At 59.5% G+C, this 17,154-nt stretch carries 15 protein-coding genes; 5 read left to right on the forward strand and 10 right to left on the reverse strand.

Annotation, left to right across the window (positions count from 1 at the left end; genetic code table 11):
• Positions 1 to 107: 107 nt before the first annotated feature.
• From PSEBG33_RS14605 to PSEBG33_RS14575, 7 genes are all read right to left on the reverse strand, one after another.
• Positions 108 to 509 carry a cupin domain-containing protein gene (locus tag PSEBG33_RS14605; RefSeq protein WP_005787870.1) on the reverse strand — a complete coding sequence of 134 codons (402 nt, stop codon included), beginning with the start codon at positions 507 to 509 and terminating at the stop codon, positions 108 to 110.
• A gap of 84 nt (positions 510 to 593) precedes the next feature.
• A complete protein-coding gene (locus PSEBG33_RS14600; RefSeq protein WP_005787871.1) occupies positions 594 to 2,027 on the reverse strand; it encodes a PLP-dependent aminotransferase family protein in 1,434 nt (477 codons plus the stop codon).
• Positions 2,028 to 2,097: 70 nt separating this feature from the next.
• On the reverse strand, positions 2,098 to 2,865 hold the full coding sequence (locus PSEBG33_RS14595; RefSeq protein WP_005787872.1) for an SDR family oxidoreductase: 768 nt from the start codon (positions 2,863 to 2,865) through the stop codon (positions 2,098 to 2,100).
• Positions 2,866 to 2,886: 21 nt separating this feature from the next.
• A complete protein-coding gene (locus tag PSEBG33_RS14590) occupies positions 2,887 to 3,954 on the reverse strand; it encodes a phosphotransferase family protein (protein WP_005787874.1) in 1,068 nt (355 codons plus the stop codon).
• A 129-nt stretch (positions 3,955 to 4,083) separates the two neighbouring features.
• Complete coding sequence (locus tag PSEBG33_RS14585) at positions 4,084 to 5,037, reverse strand: 2-hydroxyacid dehydrogenase (protein ID WP_005787875.1); 954 nt, start codon at positions 5,035 to 5,037, stop codon at positions 4,084 to 4,086.
• A 145-nt stretch (positions 5,038 to 5,182) separates the two neighbouring features.
• Complete coding sequence (locus PSEBG33_RS14580; protein WP_005787877.1) at positions 5,183 to 5,617, reverse strand: hypothetical protein; 435 nt, start codon at positions 5,615 to 5,617, stop codon at positions 5,183 to 5,185.
• Positions 5,618 to 5,670: 53 nt separating this feature from the next.
• Positions 5,671 to 6,171, reverse strand: coding sequence for a DUF4822 domain-containing protein (locus PSEBG33_RS14575; RefSeq protein ID WP_005787879.1), 501 nt, complete (start codon positions 6,169 to 6,171; stop codon positions 5,671 to 5,673).
• 553 nt (positions 6,172 to 6,724) lie between these two features.
• On the opposite strand from PSEBG33_RS14575, the gene PSEBG33_RS14570 reads away from it, so the two are divergent.
• Positions 6,725 to 8,002, forward strand: coding sequence for a serine/threonine transporter (locus PSEBG33_RS14570; protein WP_005787881.1), 1,278 nt, complete (start codon positions 6,725 to 6,727; stop codon positions 8,000 to 8,002).
• 217 nt (positions 8,003 to 8,219) lie between these two features.
• Here PSEBG33_RS14570 and acnB read toward each other — a convergent pair whose 3' ends face one another.
• On the reverse strand, positions 8,220 to 10,829 hold the full coding sequence (gene acnB / locus PSEBG33_RS14565; protein WP_005787883.1) for a bifunctional aconitate hydratase 2/2-methylisocitrate dehydratase: 2,610 nt from the start codon (positions 10,827 to 10,829) through the stop codon (positions 8,220 to 8,222).
• Between the two features lie 396 nt (positions 10,830 to 11,225).
• Here acnB and PSEBG33_RS14560 point away from each other — a divergent pair, with 396 nt between their 5' ends.
• A complete protein-coding gene (locus tag PSEBG33_RS14560; protein ID WP_005787885.1) occupies positions 11,226 to 11,693 on the forward strand; it encodes a DUF1289 domain-containing protein in 468 nt (155 codons plus the stop codon).
• Positions 11,694 to 12,221: 528 nt separating this feature from the next.
• On the opposite strand, the gene PSEBG33_RS14555 is transcribed toward PSEBG33_RS14560, so the two are convergent.
• Entirely contained in the window at positions 12,222 to 13,085 is an 864-nt protein-coding gene (locus tag PSEBG33_RS14555) for a universal stress protein (RefSeq protein ID WP_005787887.1), read from the reverse strand.
• Positions 13,086 to 13,232: 147 nt separating this feature from the next.
• Between PSEBG33_RS14555 and PSEBG33_RS14550 the strand changes: the two genes are divergently transcribed.
• Positions 13,233 to 13,835: a tRNA-(ms[2]io[6]A)-hydroxylase gene (locus PSEBG33_RS14550; RefSeq protein WP_005787889.1), complete on the forward strand. Its 603-nt coding sequence runs from the start codon at positions 13,233 to 13,235 to the stop codon at positions 13,833 to 13,835.
• Here PSEBG33_RS14550 and PSEBG33_RS14545 read toward each other — a convergent pair.
• Positions 13,791 to 14,990 carry an MFS transporter gene (locus PSEBG33_RS14545; protein ID WP_005787890.1) on the reverse strand — a complete coding sequence of 400 codons (1,200 nt, stop codon included), beginning with the start codon at positions 14,988 to 14,990 and terminating at the stop codon, positions 13,791 to 13,793. The genes PSEBG33_RS14550 and PSEBG33_RS14545 overlap by 45 nt on opposite strands.
• 157 nt (positions 14,991 to 15,147) lie before the next feature.
• Between PSEBG33_RS14545 and PSEBG33_RS14540 the strand changes: the two genes are divergently transcribed.
• Positions 15,148 to 15,855, forward strand: coding sequence for a response regulator (locus tag PSEBG33_RS14540; protein ID WP_005787891.1), 708 nt, complete (start codon positions 15,148 to 15,150; stop codon positions 15,853 to 15,855).
• A complete protein-coding gene (locus tag PSEBG33_RS14535) occupies positions 15,856 to 17,133 on the forward strand; it encodes an ATP-binding protein (protein ID WP_005787892.1) in 1,278 nt (425 codons plus the stop codon).
• The last annotated feature ends 21 nt before the right edge of the window (positions 17,134 to 17,154 follow it).

Genomic DNA, 17,154 nt, shown 5'->3' on the forward strand with positions numbered 1-17,154 from the left:
GCGGCTCGCTTCGCATCGTGGTTACCGTTGAGCGCTACAGAGTTGTGTAGATACCTATGGCTATCGCAGGCAAGCCAACTCCCACATGGGTTTTGGGGTGTTGCTGATTATTTGGGAAGCGGGGTGAGTACCTCAGCCTTGTCATCCAGCACCATCACCACCAGCAGCCTGGCCGGTTGGGTCTGGCTGGCATTGCTTGATTCAAAGTGTCGTGAGCCTGCCGGTTCATAGAACGATTCCCCGGCCTTGTAGGTGATCGCCTTTTCATCGTTGACCCGCGAGGTGATCGCGCCTTGCAGCACATAAGCCACCGCAGTGCCGGTGTGGCTATGGGGCACGGTGGCCTGGCCGGGGGCATAGTCCACGGTGAGCATGATGGTTTTCTTGCCGGGCACGTTGGTCAAGGCGTGCTCCTGCAGCACCTTGAGCGTTTCCTGGTTGTATACCGGGTCGTGGGCAAATGCGCTGAGGGAGGTGAGCATCAGCGTGGTGGCGAGCAATCGTTTCATGATCAGGATTCCGCGTAGTTCGAGACCTCTTCACCCTACGCCGTAGCCTGTACGCCACCAATGACCAATACGCCGGAAAACCCCTTAGCCAATCTGCCGGAGAATATCGCGCACCTTGTCCAGCGCCGGGTCGATGTCCAGGGTCTCGATGGCGCCGAAGCCGAAAATCAGCCCCGAGCGTAATGGCACGTCGTGGAAGAATACGTCCAGAGGGTACAACCCCACCTCGACCTGACGCGCCTGTTCTATCAGCAAGGGGATATTCAACGCCACCTTGCACAATGCCGCCAGGTGAAAGCCCGCCACCGTCGGAACCGCCTCGAACCACGGTGACAGATCGCCCGCTAGACGCTGCAGTATTTGTTCGCGACGCCCCGCATAGATGCTGTGGCAACGGCGAATATGCTTGAGCAGGTAGCCTTCGCTGATGAACTTGGCCAATGCCCACTGCGGCAGGGTAGAGCTGTGCTGGTCGGTCAACTGCTTGGCCTTGAGCACCGCGCCATAGATCGCTGGCGGCAGCACCGCGTAGCCCAGGCGCAACTCGGGCAACAGGGTTTTGGAAAAGGTCCCGACGTAGGTGACCACGCCTCGGGTGTCCAGGCTTTGCAGGGAGTCGGTGGGGCGCCCTTCGTAGCGAAATTCGCTGTCGTAGTCGTCTTCGATGATGATCGCTCCCAGCTCGATTGCGCGGTCCAGCAGCGCCTGGCGGCGCTTCTGACTCATCGGCATGCCGAGTGGAAACTGGTGGGACGGGGTTACGTAGATCAGACGGGTGCCATCGGGGATCTGATCGACCTGGATGCCCTGTTCATCAACGGCCACGCTGGCAACGCTGGCGCCCATCGCTACGAACATTTGGCGTGCGGGGCTATAGCCTGGGTCTTCCATCGCGACCATGCTGCCGGGTTCCAGCACCACGCGGGCAATCAGGTCCAGCGCCTGCTGCGCGCCATTGGTGACCACGATATCGCTGGCGCGGCATTTGACCCCTCGGGAAAACGCGATATGCCCGGCGATGGCCTCGCGCAATGCCGGTAACCCTTCCGGTTGGCTGTAGAAACCACTGTTCTGGGCGATACGACGCAGCGCATCCTGGGTGCAGCGTCGCCATTCGTCCTGGGGGAATTGGTTGCGTGCAGTCGCGCCGCCGATAAATTCGTAGCGCAGGATACCCTCACGGGAAGGGTGGCCCATGGGCGAGGGCAGTGCTGCCCACTTGCCCAGGTTGGCGGCGCAGGCCAGGTCGGTGGCGGTTTGTACACGATCGGGTTGGGGCGCCCACGCATTGACGAAAGTGCCGCGGCCGATCTTGCCGATCAGCAGGCCTTCGTACGTGAGGGTGGTGTAGGTATCCGACACTGTCTTGCGTGATACGCCCAGTTGTTCGGCGAGCAGTCGGCTCGGTGGCAGTTGCGCTCCCGCCGACAGTCGCCCGGTGGCGATAGCTTCGCGCAGTTGCTGATAAAGCTGGGCAGCCAGGTCCTTGCGGCCCTTGATGACGAGGTGCAGTTCCATGTTTCATCCTGGAGACAGATCGATCCGCGCCAAGGTTACGCGCAAATCGATCTGAAGAAACCAGGCAGTGTCAGGACAGGAAACCGCCGTCTACATTCAACGACACACCGGTGGTGTAGCTTGACGCATCGCTGGCCAGATACAACACCGCGCCGGCCATTTCGCTGGGTTCGGCCACGCGCTTGAGGGGGATCTGCGCCAGGGCCACTTTCAGGATCGAGTCGTTCTTGACCAGCGCCGAGGCGAACTTGGTATCGGTCAGGCCCGGCAGCAGTGCGTTGCAACGGATGCCGAACGCTGCGCATTCCTTGGCGAACACCTTGGTCATGTTGATCACGGCAGCTTTGGTGACCGAGTAGATGCCCTGGAACACGCCCGGCGAAATGCCGTTGATCGACGCCACGTTGATGATGCTGCCGCCGCCGTTCTCGCGCATCAGCTTGCCGGCTTCCACCGACATGAAGAAGTAACCGCGGATATTTACGTCGACGGTCTTCTGGAATGCGCCAAGGTCGGTATCCAGCACGTTGCAGAACTGCGGGTTGGTGGCGGCGTTGTTGACCAGAATATCCAGGCGGCCGAACTGTTCGCGGATGCCGGCGAACACCTGGGTAATCTGCTCCATTTCACCGATATGGCAGGCAATCGCCGTGGCCTTGCCGCCGTCGGCAATGATCGCGTCGGCGACGTGCTGGCAACCTTCCAGCTTGCGGCTGGAGACGATCACGTGGGCGCCTTGCTGGGCCAGCAGCTTGGCAATGGCCTCGCCGATACCACGGCTGGCGCCGGAAACGAAGGCAATCTTGCCGTCAAGGTCAAACAGGTTGGTCTTGGACATAAAGGTTCCTTGTGGTTGCGATCAGAGCGCTGATTTGCCAATGACATTCAGGCTCATTTGCTCCAGCAGCTTGTTCATGTGGATGAACTGCGCAAAGCGTTTGTCCTGGGTCTGGCCGTGGAAAAAACGGTAGTAGATCTGCTGCACGATGCCGGCCAGCCGGAACAGCCCGTAGGTGTAATAGAAATCGAAATTGTCGATCGCAAGCCCCGAGCGCTCGGCGTAGTAGTCGACAAACTGACGGCGGGTGAGCATCCCCGGAGCGTTGCTCGGCTGGCGCCGCATCAGTTGCACCGGCGCCGGGTCTGCGGCTTCGATCCAGTACGCGAGGGTGTTGCCCAGGTCCATCAGCGGGTCGCCCAGGGTGGTCAGTTCCCAATCCAGCACACCGATGATTTGCATCGGGTTATGCGGGTCGAGGATCACGTTATCGAAGCGGTAGTCGTTATGCACGATGCTGGATGTGGGCGAGTCGGCTGGCATTTTGTCGTTGAGCCAGGCGCGCACCGCTTCCCATTTTGGCGCATCAGGGGTCAGGGCTTTTTCGTAGCGCTCGCTCCAGCCACGAATCTGCCGCGCCACGTAGCCTTCAGGCTTGCCCAGGTCGGCCAGGCCGCAGGCGCTGTAGTCGACTTGATGCAGTTCGACGAACTTGTCGATAAAGCTTTTGCACAGCGCTTGAGTCTTGGCCGCATCCAGGCCCAGTTCGGGCGGCAGGTCAGAGCGCAGGATAATGCCGTTGACCCGTTCCATCACATAGAACTCGGCACCGATCACTGATTCATCGGTGCAGTGCACGTATGCCTTGGGGCAATACGGAAAACCATCTTTGAGCTGGTTGAGAATGCGGTATTCGCGGCCCATGTCGTGGGCGGACTTGGCCTTGTGGCCAAACGGCGGGCGACGCAGCACGAATTCCTGGCCTGGGTATTCCAGCAGGTAGGTCAGGTTCGATGCCCCGCCGGGAAACTGACTGATCGCAGGCGTGCCGTTCAAGCCCGGAATGTGGGCCTTGAGGTAGGGATCGATCAGGCTGGCATCAAGTTCTTCGCCGGGGCGAATCTGGGTCGATTGGTCGTTCAGCGCCATGCTTATCCCTTCTGCTTATTCTAAAGGCCGTGGACTATTTCCTAATCTAATGCGCACCGCCGCCCAGCGACAAGGTCGGGGCGGCTTAATAGGTTAGCGTGTTGAACGGTGATCAGCGTGCCTGATCGGTCATTTTGCGGGCGCTGGCAAGGCTACCGGTGTAAGCACGGGGCGGCCGGCAAAGTATTCCACCAGGTTATCAGCGACGCGCTGCACCGTGTCATGGGCCGCTTCCGGGGACAGACCGGCCACGTGGGAGGTCAGCACGGTATTGCTCAGGCGCTTGAGGGCATCGGGCACCGCGGGCTCATCGTCAAACACGTCCAGTGCGGCACCGCCGATGCGGCGCTGCTCCAGCGCGGCGACCAGGTCGGCGGTCACTACCACGCTGCCGCGGCCGATGTTGACCAGAAAACCGTGTGGCCCCAAGGCGTCCAGGGCATGGCGGTCGATCAGGTGACGGGTGCTGGCACCGCCGGGCGTGGCCAGCACCAGGAAGTCCGAGGTGCGCGCCAGCTCCACGGCCGTCGCACAGTAGGTGTAATCTACGTCATCGCGGGGTTGGCGGTTGTGATAACTGACCTCCATGCCGAACCCCAGGGCGGCGCGCCGGGCGATCTCCATACCCACCGCGCCCAGCCCGAGAATCCCCAGGTGTTTACCGCTCAGGGAAGGGCGCATCACTTTCGGCCATTCGCCGCGCCGCACTGCCGCATCCGTCTGGGGAATGCCACGCACCAGCGACAGCAGCAACGCCATGGCATGGTCGGCCACCGACGGCGCATTCACCCCGGCGCCGTTCGTCACCACGATCCCACGATTGCTCGCGGCCTGCAGGTCCACATGTTCGTAGCCGGCACCGATCACGCAGATGATTTCCAGCAACGGCAGTGCCGCGATTTCATCAGCGTACAACCCCAGCGGACCACGGGTCAGCACGGCCTTGATCTGCCCACCGTGCAACTTGATCGCCTGAGCGCGTTCGGCGGGCGTCGGCGCCAGAATCACATGAAAGTCATTGCTCTCGATGATTTGCAGGTATTCGTTGATGGTTTCAACCAGGACTAGAACGGTGGTGGGCATGGGGCAGCTCTCCGGTGAGTTCGATGCTCGGAGTATGCTGCATTTTTGTTGCGCGAAATGCTGAGGGCGCTGAGAAAGCGCCCCTGATTTTGCGAAAAGTGCCAGCGTCTCGGCGAGCGGGAGACGCTGTTTGCACGCGTGCGAATTATTTAGCGGCTACGGGCTTGCGTACCTTGCTCTGTTCGGCAGCTACGATGTCCATGTAATCGTAGGTAGGAAAGAACTCCGTCCTGAAGGGCCCCCATGCAGAGCGTTCGATGGCGAGATTGACTTCCCGCAGGCGCGAGGCGGGGAAGCGTAGAACGATGACGTGACCGATCCCCATGGCGATGTTCCAACTGACAATCTCTACCCCTTCAGGAGGGAATACTTTAAAGAGTTCCTGTTCGGTGAGTTTTGTTCTTATTTCGTTCAAGTTGCGAGATTGGTCATGTTTGAGGAAGACGGTCAACATGACTGCATTGTCAGCGCTGATGGCGACAGGTTTTCCTGGCGTGGAAACCTGCGCATGAAGGCCGCCTGAAACAAGGGTAGAGAGCAATAAAACAGACGCCAATAAAGGCTTTAATAGTGTTTTCATTGACTGAGGCCTTTTATGAGTATTGTCGCTACTCGTGGGATGAGTATTGAGGGTTAGTGGGTGGGGGTGGTTTTGACTGATCCGGTATAGGGCGCATGAACCACATGTATTCGAACAAGAGGGTTGGCGTCGATCATGTCGCGCGGCACTTCACGAGAATAAGTGAATTCCTGATTGTTCAACGTCTCAAGTTTTCTGACGATGGTTCTCGTTGCACCTTTATCCGGTATCAGGATATGGTTTTTCTTGTCACCCGTTACCATGAAGTAACCGCCGCCGCCGTTGTCATATTTTGATAGCCCGGTATCGGTGTAGAAAAATTCGTAGCGATTCCGTTCAGGGTCCCACACTGATATTCCAACGACACCTGGGTACTTGTCCTTTACGTCGATCTCCGGGGCGCCTTCTATATAAACTTTTGTCGTCAGCCAGCGGGGGGATGTACCCAGGGCACTTGCGTCTGAGTTTTCTACTGCCGGTTGTGCTTGACTGGCCAATGGGCTGAGTATTCCGGTGGCAAGTATCAGGGAGAAAATAAGGTTGTGTTTGTTCATCTAGTCGCTCCTGATGAGTGAGGTTTTTAATTCTGCTGTGGTGGGTTTAGATGCTTTTGTTTTTTTGAACTGGACTGGAATATAGACGTGATAGAAGGGGCTCTCAATGCCTGGGAAAACCCTTGCAACAAATGCCGCAATCATTAGAGTTTCAATCGAGAGGCGTTGATTAACTGTATGTAAGAACTTTCTTATATGTGAGGGTGTTTAACTTTAATTGATATTGGGTCTCTGTCAGCGGCTCCCCACTGGCGAACTTTGAGTGACGGCGTTTATTTAAACAAAGCTTCGCCGGCCTTGCGTGATCGACCCTCCCAATGCCCCTCTGGCAGGGGCGTTCGTGAGGTGGGTAAAGGCGGTGGACATCTGGCGTTGGATCAACTGAGCCGCCCCATGGGCTGCCTTCCAGCCTTTGCACTGCATTACCGTTCCTCATCTAAGTCTTTGCTTATTCAAGAGAATCCCGGACAATCCGGCCCTTGTTACGGCCAGGGCGCTGCCTGTCAGGTTTTTCTGACTCGTGCTGGCCATGTGAATGCGGAGATCCGACCGGATGAATGATCAGGCCAATAGCGTCGACGAACGCTATGCAACGACACCTGCAACCCTCACAAGCTGGAGCCGCCAGGACACCACCTGGATGCTCGGGCTATTCGGTACCGCCATTGGCGCCGGTACTTTGTTTCTGCCAATCAACGCGGGCCTGGGGGGCTTCTGGCCGCTGGTGATCCTGGCGTTACTGGCGTTCCCGATGACGTTCTTTGCCCACCGTGGGCTGACCCGTTTCGTGCTGTCTGGCCGTGAAGGCTCCGACATCACTGATGTGGTCGAGGAACATTTCGGCATCAAGGCGGGTGCGTTGATCACTTTGCTGTATTTCTTCGCGATCTTCCCGATCCTGCTGATCTACAGCGTGGCACTGACCAATACCGTCAGCAGCTTCATGGAACACCAACTGCACATCATGCCGCCGCCTCGTGCGATTCTGGCGTTTGTGCTGATCCTCGGCCTGCTGGCCGTGGTGCGCTGTGGCGAGCAAGTGATCGTCAAGGCCATGAGCCTGATGGTGTATCCGTTTATCGTCGCCCTGCTGTTCCTGGCCGTGTACCTGGTGCCGCACTGGAATGGCGGCATTCTCAGCACTGCCAGCGAGGTGCCGGCACCGTCGGCGCTGCTCAATACGCTGTGGCTGGCGATTCCGGTGATGGTGTTCTCGTTCAACCATTCGCCGATCATCTCGGCCTTCGCGGTTGACCAGAAACGCCAGTACGGCGCACACGCCGAGGAGCGCAGTTCGCAGATCCTGTCCCGCGCTCACTTGTTGATGGTGGCGATGGTGCTGTTCTTCGTGTTCAGTTGCGTGCTGACCCTGTCGCCCGCGCAATTGGCCGAGGCGAAAGCGCAGAACCTGTCGATCCTGTCGTACCTGGCCAACCACTTCGACAACCCGACCATCGCTTTTGCCGCCCCGTTGATTGCGTTCGTGGCGATTGCCAAGTCGTTCCTGGGCCACTACATCGGTGCCAGCGAGGGTCTCAAGGGGCTCGTGGTCAAGACCGGTCGCCGCCCGGCACCGAAGACCCTGGACCGCATGACCGCCGCCTTCATGCTGGTGGTGTGCTGGATCGTCGCCACGCTTAACCCAAGCATCCTCGGTATGATCGAGACCCTGGGTGGGCCGGTGATTGCGTCGATCCTGTTCCTGATGCCGATGTATGCGATCCGCAAGGTGCCGGCCATGGCCAAGTACCGTGGGCAGGCGTCGAATGTGTTTGTCACCGCGGTTGGCCTGGTGGCGATTACGGCATTGGTGTATTCGCTGGTTGCCTGAGCCCTGATGCGGTCTATCTGACTGCACAGCTCTAAAAGTGTGGGAGCTGGCTTGCCTGCGATAGCTATGTGTCAGTCATTACATTCATGACTGATACACCGCTATCGCAGGCAAGCCAGCTCCCACATTGGTTTTGTGTTGGCAGTAAAGGTTAGTTCCAGGCATAAAAAACGCCGCGTACCTTGCGATACGCGGCGTCTTTCACATCAACACACCCTTAAGCTTGAATCACCGGGATGTTGGCGCTTGCTGCGATCTTGCGGAACTCGGCGATCTGGTCGAAGTTCAGGTAGCGGTAGACGTCACTGGCCATGGTGTCCAGTTTCGCTGCGTAGCCCATGTACTCTTCGACAGTCGGCAGGCGACCCAGGGTAGAGGCCACTGCCGCCAGTTCGGCCGATGCCAGGTAGACGTTTGCACCGTCACCCAGGCGGTTCGGGAAGTTACGGGTCGAGGTCGACACAACGGTCGAATTCGGCTCAACACGTGCCTGGTTACCCATGCACAGCGAGCAGCCCGGCATTTCCATGCGTGCGCCAGCCTTTCCGTAGATGCCGTAGTAGCCTTCTTCGGTCAACTGGTGAGCGTCCATCTTGGTCGGCGGCGACAGCCACAGACGAGTCGGCAGCTGGCCCTTGACCTGCTCCAGCAGCTTGCCGGCAGCGCGGAAGTGACCGATGTTGGTCATGCACGAACCGATGAACACTTCGTCGATCTTCTCACCGGCAACGCTGGACAGCAGACGGGCGTCGTCCGGGTCGTTAGGCGCGCAGAGGATCGGCTCGTTGATTTCCGACAGGTCGATCTCGATGATTTCGGCGTATTCGGCGTCGGCATCGGCTTCCATCAGTTCCGGGTTGGCAACCCAGGCTTCCATCGCTTGGGCGCGACGTTCCAGGGTGCGGGCATCGCCGTAGCCTTCACCGATCATCCAGCGCAGCAGGGTGATGTTGGAGTTCAGGTACTCGGTAACGGACTCTTTGGACAGCTTGATGGTGCAACCGGCAGCCGAACGTTCAGCCGAGGCGTCGGACAGCTCGAAAGCCTGTTCCAGCGTCAGGTCGTTCAGGCCTTCGATTTCCAGGATGCGGCCGGAGAAGGCGTTTTTCTTGCCTTTCTTCTCTACGGTCAGCAGGCCAGCCTGGATCGCGTAGTAAGGAATGGCATGAACCAGGTCACGCAGGGTGATGCCAGGCTTCATCTTGCCTTTGAAGCGCACCAGGATCGATTCCGGCATGTCCAGTGGCATCACGCCAGTGGCTGCGGCGAACGCGACCAGACCGGAACCGGCCGGGAACGAGATGCCCATCGGGAAACGGGTGTGGGAGTCACCACCGGTACCGACGGTGTCCGGCAGCAGCATACGGTTGAGCCAGCTGTGGATGATACCGTCGCCCGGACGCAGCGATACACCGCCACGGGTCATGATGAAGTCAGGCAGGGTGTGGTGGGTGGTCACGTCGATCGGCTTCGGGTACGCCGCGGTGTGGCAGAACGACTGCATCACCAGGTCGGTCGAGAAGCCCAGGCACGCCAGGTCTTTCAGTTCATCACGGGTCATGGGACCGGTGGTGTCCTGGGAGCCCACGGTGGTCATCTTCGGCTCGCAGTAGGTGCCAGGGCGAACGCCTTTGCCTTCCGGCAGGCCGCACGCCTTGCCGACCATTTTCTGTGCCAGGGTGAAGCCTTTGCCGGTGTCGACAGGCGCTTCAGGCAGCTTGAACAGGTCGGTAGGGCCCAGGCCCAGCTCGGCGCGGGCCTTGTCGGTCAGGCCGCGACCGATGATCAGCGGGATACGGCCGCCGGCGCGAACTTCGTCCAACAGTACCGGAGTCTTCATTTCGAAGGTGGTCAGGACTTCGTCGGTGCCGTGTTTGCAGACTTTGCCAGCATGAGGGTACAGGTCGATCACGTCGCCCATGTTCATGTTGGTGACGTCGAATTCGATTGGCAGTGCGCCAGCATCTTCCATGGTGTTGTAGAAGATCGGAGCGATCTTGCTGCCGAAGCAGAAACCGCCGGCACGCTTGTTCGGCACGTAAGGCACGTCGTCACCGAAGAACCACAGTACCGAGTTGGTAGCCGACTTGCGCGACGAACCGGTACCGACCACGTCACCGACGTAGGCGATCGGGAAGCCTTGGCCGCGCATTTCTTCGATCTGCTTCATCGGGCCGGTCTTGCCTTGCTCGTCCGGCACGATGCCTTCGCGAGCCATTTTCAGCATGGCCAGGGCGTGCAGCGGGATGTCAGGGCGGGACCAGGCGTCAGGCGCCGGGGACAGGTCGTCGGTGTTGGTTTCGCCGGTGACCTTGAATACGCGCAGGCTGATCTTGTCGGCCAGGGTAGGGCGGTTGCGGAACCACTCGCCGTCAGCCCAGGACTGGATCACGCCTTTGGCGTGTTCGTTGCCGTTGCGGGCTTTTTCGGCGACGTCGTGGAACGCATCGAACATCAGCAGGGTGTGCTTGAGTTGGGCGGCCGCGACGGGCGCCAGGGTGGCGTCGTCCAGCAGCTCGACCAACGTCACGATGTTGTAGCCGCCTTGCATGGTGCCGAGCAGTTCAACAGCGCGTTTCTTGTCGATCAGGGGGGAAGTCGCTTCGCCCTTGGCCAGGGCAGACAGGAAACCGGCCTTGACGTAGGCAGCTTCGTCAACGCCTGGTGGAATGCGGTTGGTGATCAGGTCAACGAGGAATTCTTCTTCGCCAGCCGGAGGATTTTTCAGCAGCTCGACCAGGCCTGCGGTTTGTTCGGCGTTAAGCGGCTGGGGAACGATACCCAGTGCTGCACGCTCTTCGATATGTTTGCGGTAGGCTTCAAGCACAGTTATTACCCTCATCAGTGGTCCCACGGGACGCTCATCCAGAAATGAACGGCACGCATGCGCTCAGGGGCTTTTTGGGCCGCAAAGCCAGCGCTGCCGGCATTCCTTTACAGAAGCTGCTTTCAAAGTTTTACGCCTGCAGAACGGAGCTGATGAGGGTTGGCGTGGGCTCTGACCTACCGGGTCGAAACCACGCCAACACCGTTCTGAAGGAACGACTGTGCTCGTGACGCTTTGAAAACAGCTTCCAGCGGATTATTGGCGCCTTACAAGGCCGGGTGATTCTACGGCAAAAAAAATCTAAAGGTAAGTTGCCTGGCCAAGTTTGCTGGGTGATCAACCTTAGACAAAGGGCTAACATGGCGCACTGTTTCGCTGATTTGCGTGTTGTCGCCCATGTCCAACCAAACCATCAAGACCCCCTGCGTCGGCCTGTGCTCCACGGTCTACGGCGATCTCGTGTGCCGCGGCTGCAAGCGCTTCCACCACGAAGTGATCCAGTGGAATGGCTATAACGAAGAAGAAAAGCGTGCAGTCTGGCTCAGGCTTGAGCAACTGCTGGTCCAGGTGATGGCCGGCAAAGTGGAGGTGTTTGACCCCAAGACCCTGCGCGGGCAGTTGGAGCAACGCAAGATTCGCTTCGTGCCGCACCAGTCCGAGTATTGCTGGGCCTACCAGTTGATCGCACGCGGGGCGCGGGTGATCAATAACCTTGAGGCGTACGGCATGGTGCTGTTGCCGGAGTTTCGCGACTGGCCCTTGCCGGACCTGCGCGATGCGATTGATCGGGAGTTCTTTATCCTCTCTGAAGCGCATTACCAGCGCTATATCGCCCCGGGATTCTTGAAAGATGCGCTGGGCTAACTGACTGACGAGCTCAATGTGGGAGCTGGCTTGCCTGCGAAGGCGGCCTGACAGCCGACAAGGATGTTGGATCAGACCGAGTACATATCCGTTGCTGCGGTAACGGCCGCTTATGGTTTCGCTCTTACAGCGACTCACTTTTGGAGAGGCCCAAAAGTAAGCAAAAGGCCTTCGCCCCACCACTCGGCACCTCGCTGTGGCTCGGTGTGCCCGTAATCCGCCATGGATTTGGGGGGCCGCCGCCACGCGCCATCCATGGCGCGGGGCGGCTAAACCGGCATCCCTGCCGGTTTACCCCCCAAATCCCTGTCGAATTCCGGCCAGCGTGGTTTGACGGGGCGCCTGAGATCAAAAGCAGATCAAGAGCGGCTCGCTTCGCATCGTGGTTACTGATGGTTGCTACGTCAGAGTTGTGTAGATACCCATGCTGCGATAGCGGTGTATCAGAAGCAAATGCGCCAGCTGACCCACCGCAATCGCAGGCAAGCCAGCTCCCACATTTGATCTTCATTGCCTGAAGGGTCGGTGTCAGGGTTTGGTTGCCAGCTCTTGCAGGTGATCCATCAACGTCTGCGGCTTGAGCACCAGCACGTCACGTTCCACCGCATCCAGCACCACCTCCGCTGTATTACCGATCAACGCCCCCGAAATCCCGGTGCGGGCCACGGTGCCGATGATGGTCACCGCCGCGTGCAGCTGATGGGCCATATGCGGGATCAGCACATCGGCCGGGCCTTCCTTGATATGCAGGTGCCTGTCGTCCACGTCGAACTCGTCCTGGAATGCCTTGCATTGTTCGCGATAGCGCGCCTCGATGGTTTCCTTGAGCTGGAAGGTCGGGTCGGCTGCCGACAGCATCGGCGACGGGTGGGCGCTGATCACATGCAGTTGCGCCTTGGCCAGGCTGGCGATATCAAAACCATGGTCGATGATCGCATTGTGCAGTGAGCGGTGTTCGCTGTCGGTATTGCCCACATCGATGGCCGCCAGAATCACTCCGCCCGCCCATGGCGTAGCGGTCTTGACCAACAGCACCGGCGTGGGGCAGTAGCGCAGCAGCTTCCAGTCCGCCGGCGTCAACAGGGCTTTTTTCAGCGGGCTGTCGGGAAAATGCTGTTTGATCACCAGGCCGCAGCCTTCGGCTTGCTGCACCTCGATAATGGTGTCATGCAGGCTGTCGTTCCACGCCTGTTCGGTGGTGACGCTGTAACCGTCGTTCTTTAAACCCTCCTTGAGCACACTCAACAGCGCCGAATGCTCGTGTTTCTTGTCGCAGACCAGCAAATGCAGGTGCGCGTCGGTCACCCCGGCAATCAGCTTGGCACGCTTGAGGGCCAGGCTTTCCGAGTGTTCGGGCTCGATGACCACCAGGATGCTGCGGATGGCTTGCATGATCGGGTTCTCCAGGAAGGGGCATGCGACAACTATAGTTGCTGCCCGCCAGACGTCATGTTGATGCACATCAAGGCCGGTGGCTGGTGGTCTGCGGCGGGGTCGGTATAATCGGCGCCCTTTTGTGATCCTTTGCCCGTGAGCCCGATGAACCTGCCCGAAATCCATGAATTCCTCGGCTGCCGCACCCCCGACGCCTGGGTCCAGGCCGCCCTGGCCGATCAGGACACCCTGCTGATCGACCACAAGAACTGCGAATTCAAAGCCGCCAGCACCGCCCTGAGCTTGATGGCCAAGTACCACGGCCATGTTGACCTGATCAATATGATGTCGCGCCTGGCCCGCGAAGAACTGGTGCACCACGAGCAAGTCATGCGCCTGATGAAAAAGCGCAAGGTCGAACTGCGCCAACTGCACGCGGGCCGCTATGCCTCGGGTTTGCGCAAGGTGGTGCGCAGCCATGAGCCGGTCAAGCTGGTGGACACCCTGGTAGTCGGCGCCTTTATCGAAGCACGCAGCTGCGAGCGTTTCGAAGCATTGGTGCCGCATTTGGACGAAGAGCTCGGCAAGTTCTACTTCGGTTTGCTCAAAAGCGAAGCCCGGCACTTCCAGGGTTACTTGAAGCTGGCCTACCAGTATGGCGACGCCAAGGACATCGCCCAGGTGATCGAGCGGGTGAGGGCGGCCGAGCAGGAGCTGATCGAATCACCCGACATCGAGTTCCGCTTTCACAGTGGCGTGCCAGCCTGAGGCCACCGCCACGCCGATCAAGGCGGTGATCCCGGCGAGCAGCAGGATCACCGTTTGCGTGCCCAACGGCGCTGCCAGCACGGCGATCATCAGGCCCGCCAACGGCTGCGGCAGGTTGTTGAGCAAGGTGATCACGCCTACCGTCTTGCCGAAATCCTGCACCGGGATCACTTTTTGACGGGTGCTGCGCAGGTACACGTTGAACATCTTGTCAAAGCCGATCACCAGCAAAAAGCCCACGGCATACGCCCACACACCGGGGCTGACGGCGGTGATCAGCGCGCCGACTGCAATCATCGAATACGACAGCCCACCCATTACTTTCAACGGCAGTGATGAGCGTGCCAGGTAAAACAGAATCCCGATGGTGACCAGCGCGCCGGCGGCTTGCAGCAGGGCGTAGGCATCCTTGTCGGCGGCGTATTGGCCGGTAACCATGGCGGCCGAGGTGGCCAGTGTGACCCCGATAATCAGGTTCACGCCGACGGCCAGAATGATGATGCGCTTGAGTTCCACCAGGTTGCGGATGTGGCCAAACGCGGTGCGCAGCGGTTGCAGCCAGATACCCGGGGGCTGCCCATGGCTTTGTAGGCTCACCGTGGTGTTGCGCTGCCAGATCAGCATTGCCAGGTCAGCGAGAACAAACAGTGCGGCGATGGCCAGCACCACCCAGGGCCAGGCCCAAACCTGCAGCATCAGCGCTGCCAGCAACGGCCCGAGCACCAGGCCGCTCTGGTCGGCAATCTGCGAATAGGACAAGGTCTTGGCGTAGGTGTAATGCTGGAAGACATGCGGCATCACCACCTCCCGCGCCATGATGCCCTGAGTGGTCAATACCCCGCACAACGCGGACAGCATCACCAGCCAATGGATCCCGTCGAACAGCCCATACAGCGCCACCGCCACCACGCAGGCCAGCGCGCGATACACCTGGCTGATATGCAGAATGCGTACGGGTGAAAACCTGTCGCACAAGGCTCCGCACACCGGAAATGCCAGATAGCGCGGCAGCGATTCGACAAAAAACGCCAGGCCCGCCCACGACACACTTTGCGTGGTCTGGAACACGATCAGCGGCACGATGAACAGCAGGATCTGGTCGGCCAGCCGCGAGAGGAACAGCGAAACGAAGAACGCCAGGTAATCCTTGCGCATACAACTCCTTGTGAATGGCGTTAAAGATTGCAGGCTATTTGTTAAAAACTCTTAAAAGCATGAAGCTTCATCGGCTCGTACTGGCCAGCTGCTTCTGTGCGCCTGCTTGCCACCTATAATGCGCGCACTTCAATCTGCGTTTCTACACTGAGAACTTATGGAAAACCTGGGTCTGGGCAAGGTCCTGCTCGTTGAGGACGATGAAAAGCTGGCGGGGCTGATCGCGCAGTTCCTGTCGCAGCATGGTTTTGAGGTGCGTGTCGTGCACCGGGGCGATGAAGCCCTGGCAGCGTTCCTGGACTTCAAACCCAGGATTGTCGTGCTCGATTTGATGCTGCCAGGCCAGAGCGGGCTGCATGTTTGCCGCGAAATTCGCACTGTGTCAGACACGCCCATCGTGATCCTGACAGCCAAGGAAGACGATCTGGACCATATCCTGGGCCTTGAGTCCGGGGCTGACGATTACGTGATCAAGCCGATCAAGCCGCCAGTGCTGCTTGCGCGTTTGCGTGCGTTGCAGCGCCGCCAGATGCCCGAGCCCGCGGCGCGGGGTGCCCTGGAGTTCGGCCGCTTGTCGATTGATCGCAGCTGCCGGGGCGTCAGCCTGGGCGGTCAGACCATCGACCTGACGACCATGGAGTTCGAGTTGCTGTGGTTACTGGCCAGCAGCTCGGGCAAGATCCTCTCGCGCGATGACATCCTCAACCGTATGCGTGGCATTGCCTTTGATGGCCTCAATCGCAGCGTTGACGTCTACATCAGCAAATTGCGCGGCAAGCTCAACGACAACCCACGCGAGCCGGTGTGCATCAAAACCATCTGGGGCAAGGGTTACCTGTTCAATCCGTTCGCGTGGGAGGTTTAGATGCTGCGCTTGTATCTGCGCCTCTATGTGATCCTCGCGCTCGGCCTGGCCGGGTCGGTCTGGCTGGTCAACTATGGCCTGGACGCTTACATGCCCGAGTCCAACGAGACGTATAACCGTGAAGCCTTGCGCGGCCCGGCGTGGGCCCTGGTGGAACAATTGCGACCGGTACAGGGAGAGGCGCGCCAGGCACGCCTGGATGAGCTGCAGCCGCATTATGGCTTGCGCCTGAAACTGGTGCAGCGCGACGCCCAGCACCTGAGCGAGCGCGAACAGAAACTCCTGGCGAGTGACCAAGTGGTGGTACGCGAGGATTTTATGAAGTTCCTGTCAGCGATTGACGGCGGCCCGCAATTACTTGAGATCCAGCTGCCGGAAGAACCCAAATGGCTGTACTTGTGGGCTTATGGCTTTCTGGGCGCAGGCCTGGCCATCGTCCTGTATTTCTGGGTACGCCCGCACTGGCGTGACCTGGAGCATATCCGCCTGGCGGCGCAACGTTTTGGTGACAATGACCTCGGCTCACGCATCCTGTTGCCAAGGCGTTCCACCGTGCGCGAACTGGCGGGGCACTTCAACCAGATGGCCGAGCGCATCGAGAGCCTGATCGCCAACCAGCGCGAACTCACCAACGCCGTATCTCACGAGTTGCGCACACCGATTGCGCGTTTGTCGTTTGAACTTGATCAACTGCGCCAGCAGATCGATCCACGCCAGAGCAGCGAGTTGATTGCCGATATGTACGCCGACCTCGGCGAGCTGGAAGAAATGGTTTCCGAACTGTTGACCTACGCCAGCCTGGAGCGCGGTGCCACCCAGGTCACCCGCGAGAACATCGAAGCCCACAGCTGGCTCGACAGCGTGATCGGCAGTGTGGCCCTGGAGGCCGAAGCACAGGGGGTGCAGTTATCGCTGCGTACCTGTGAGGTCGACTTTATCCGCATCGAGCCACGCTTTATGGCGCGGGCGGTGATCAACCTGCTGCGTAACGCCATCCGTTATGCCGATCGCCGCGTGGAAGTGTCGCTGGTCAAGTTCGGCAACGGCTATGAAGTACGGGTCAATGACGATGGCCCAGGCGTGCCGCTGGAGGGTCGCACCAAGATCTTCGAACCCTTCCTGCGCCTCGACGCCAGCCGCGACCGCCGCACGGGAGGGTTTGGCTTGGGCCTGGCGTTGGTCAAGCGCGTCAGCCAGTGGCATGGCGGGCACGTGGAAGTGCTGGATTCGGAGTGGGGCGGGGCGTCGTTTCGGATGACCTGGGCGTATGCCGAGTAACACCTTTTGAATACCCCCCTC

This window comes from Pseudomonas synxantha BG33R (assembly GCF_000263715.2).
Classification (GTDB): Bacteria; Pseudomonadota; Gammaproteobacteria; order Pseudomonadales; family Pseudomonadaceae; genus Aquipseudomonas; species Aquipseudomonas synxantha_A.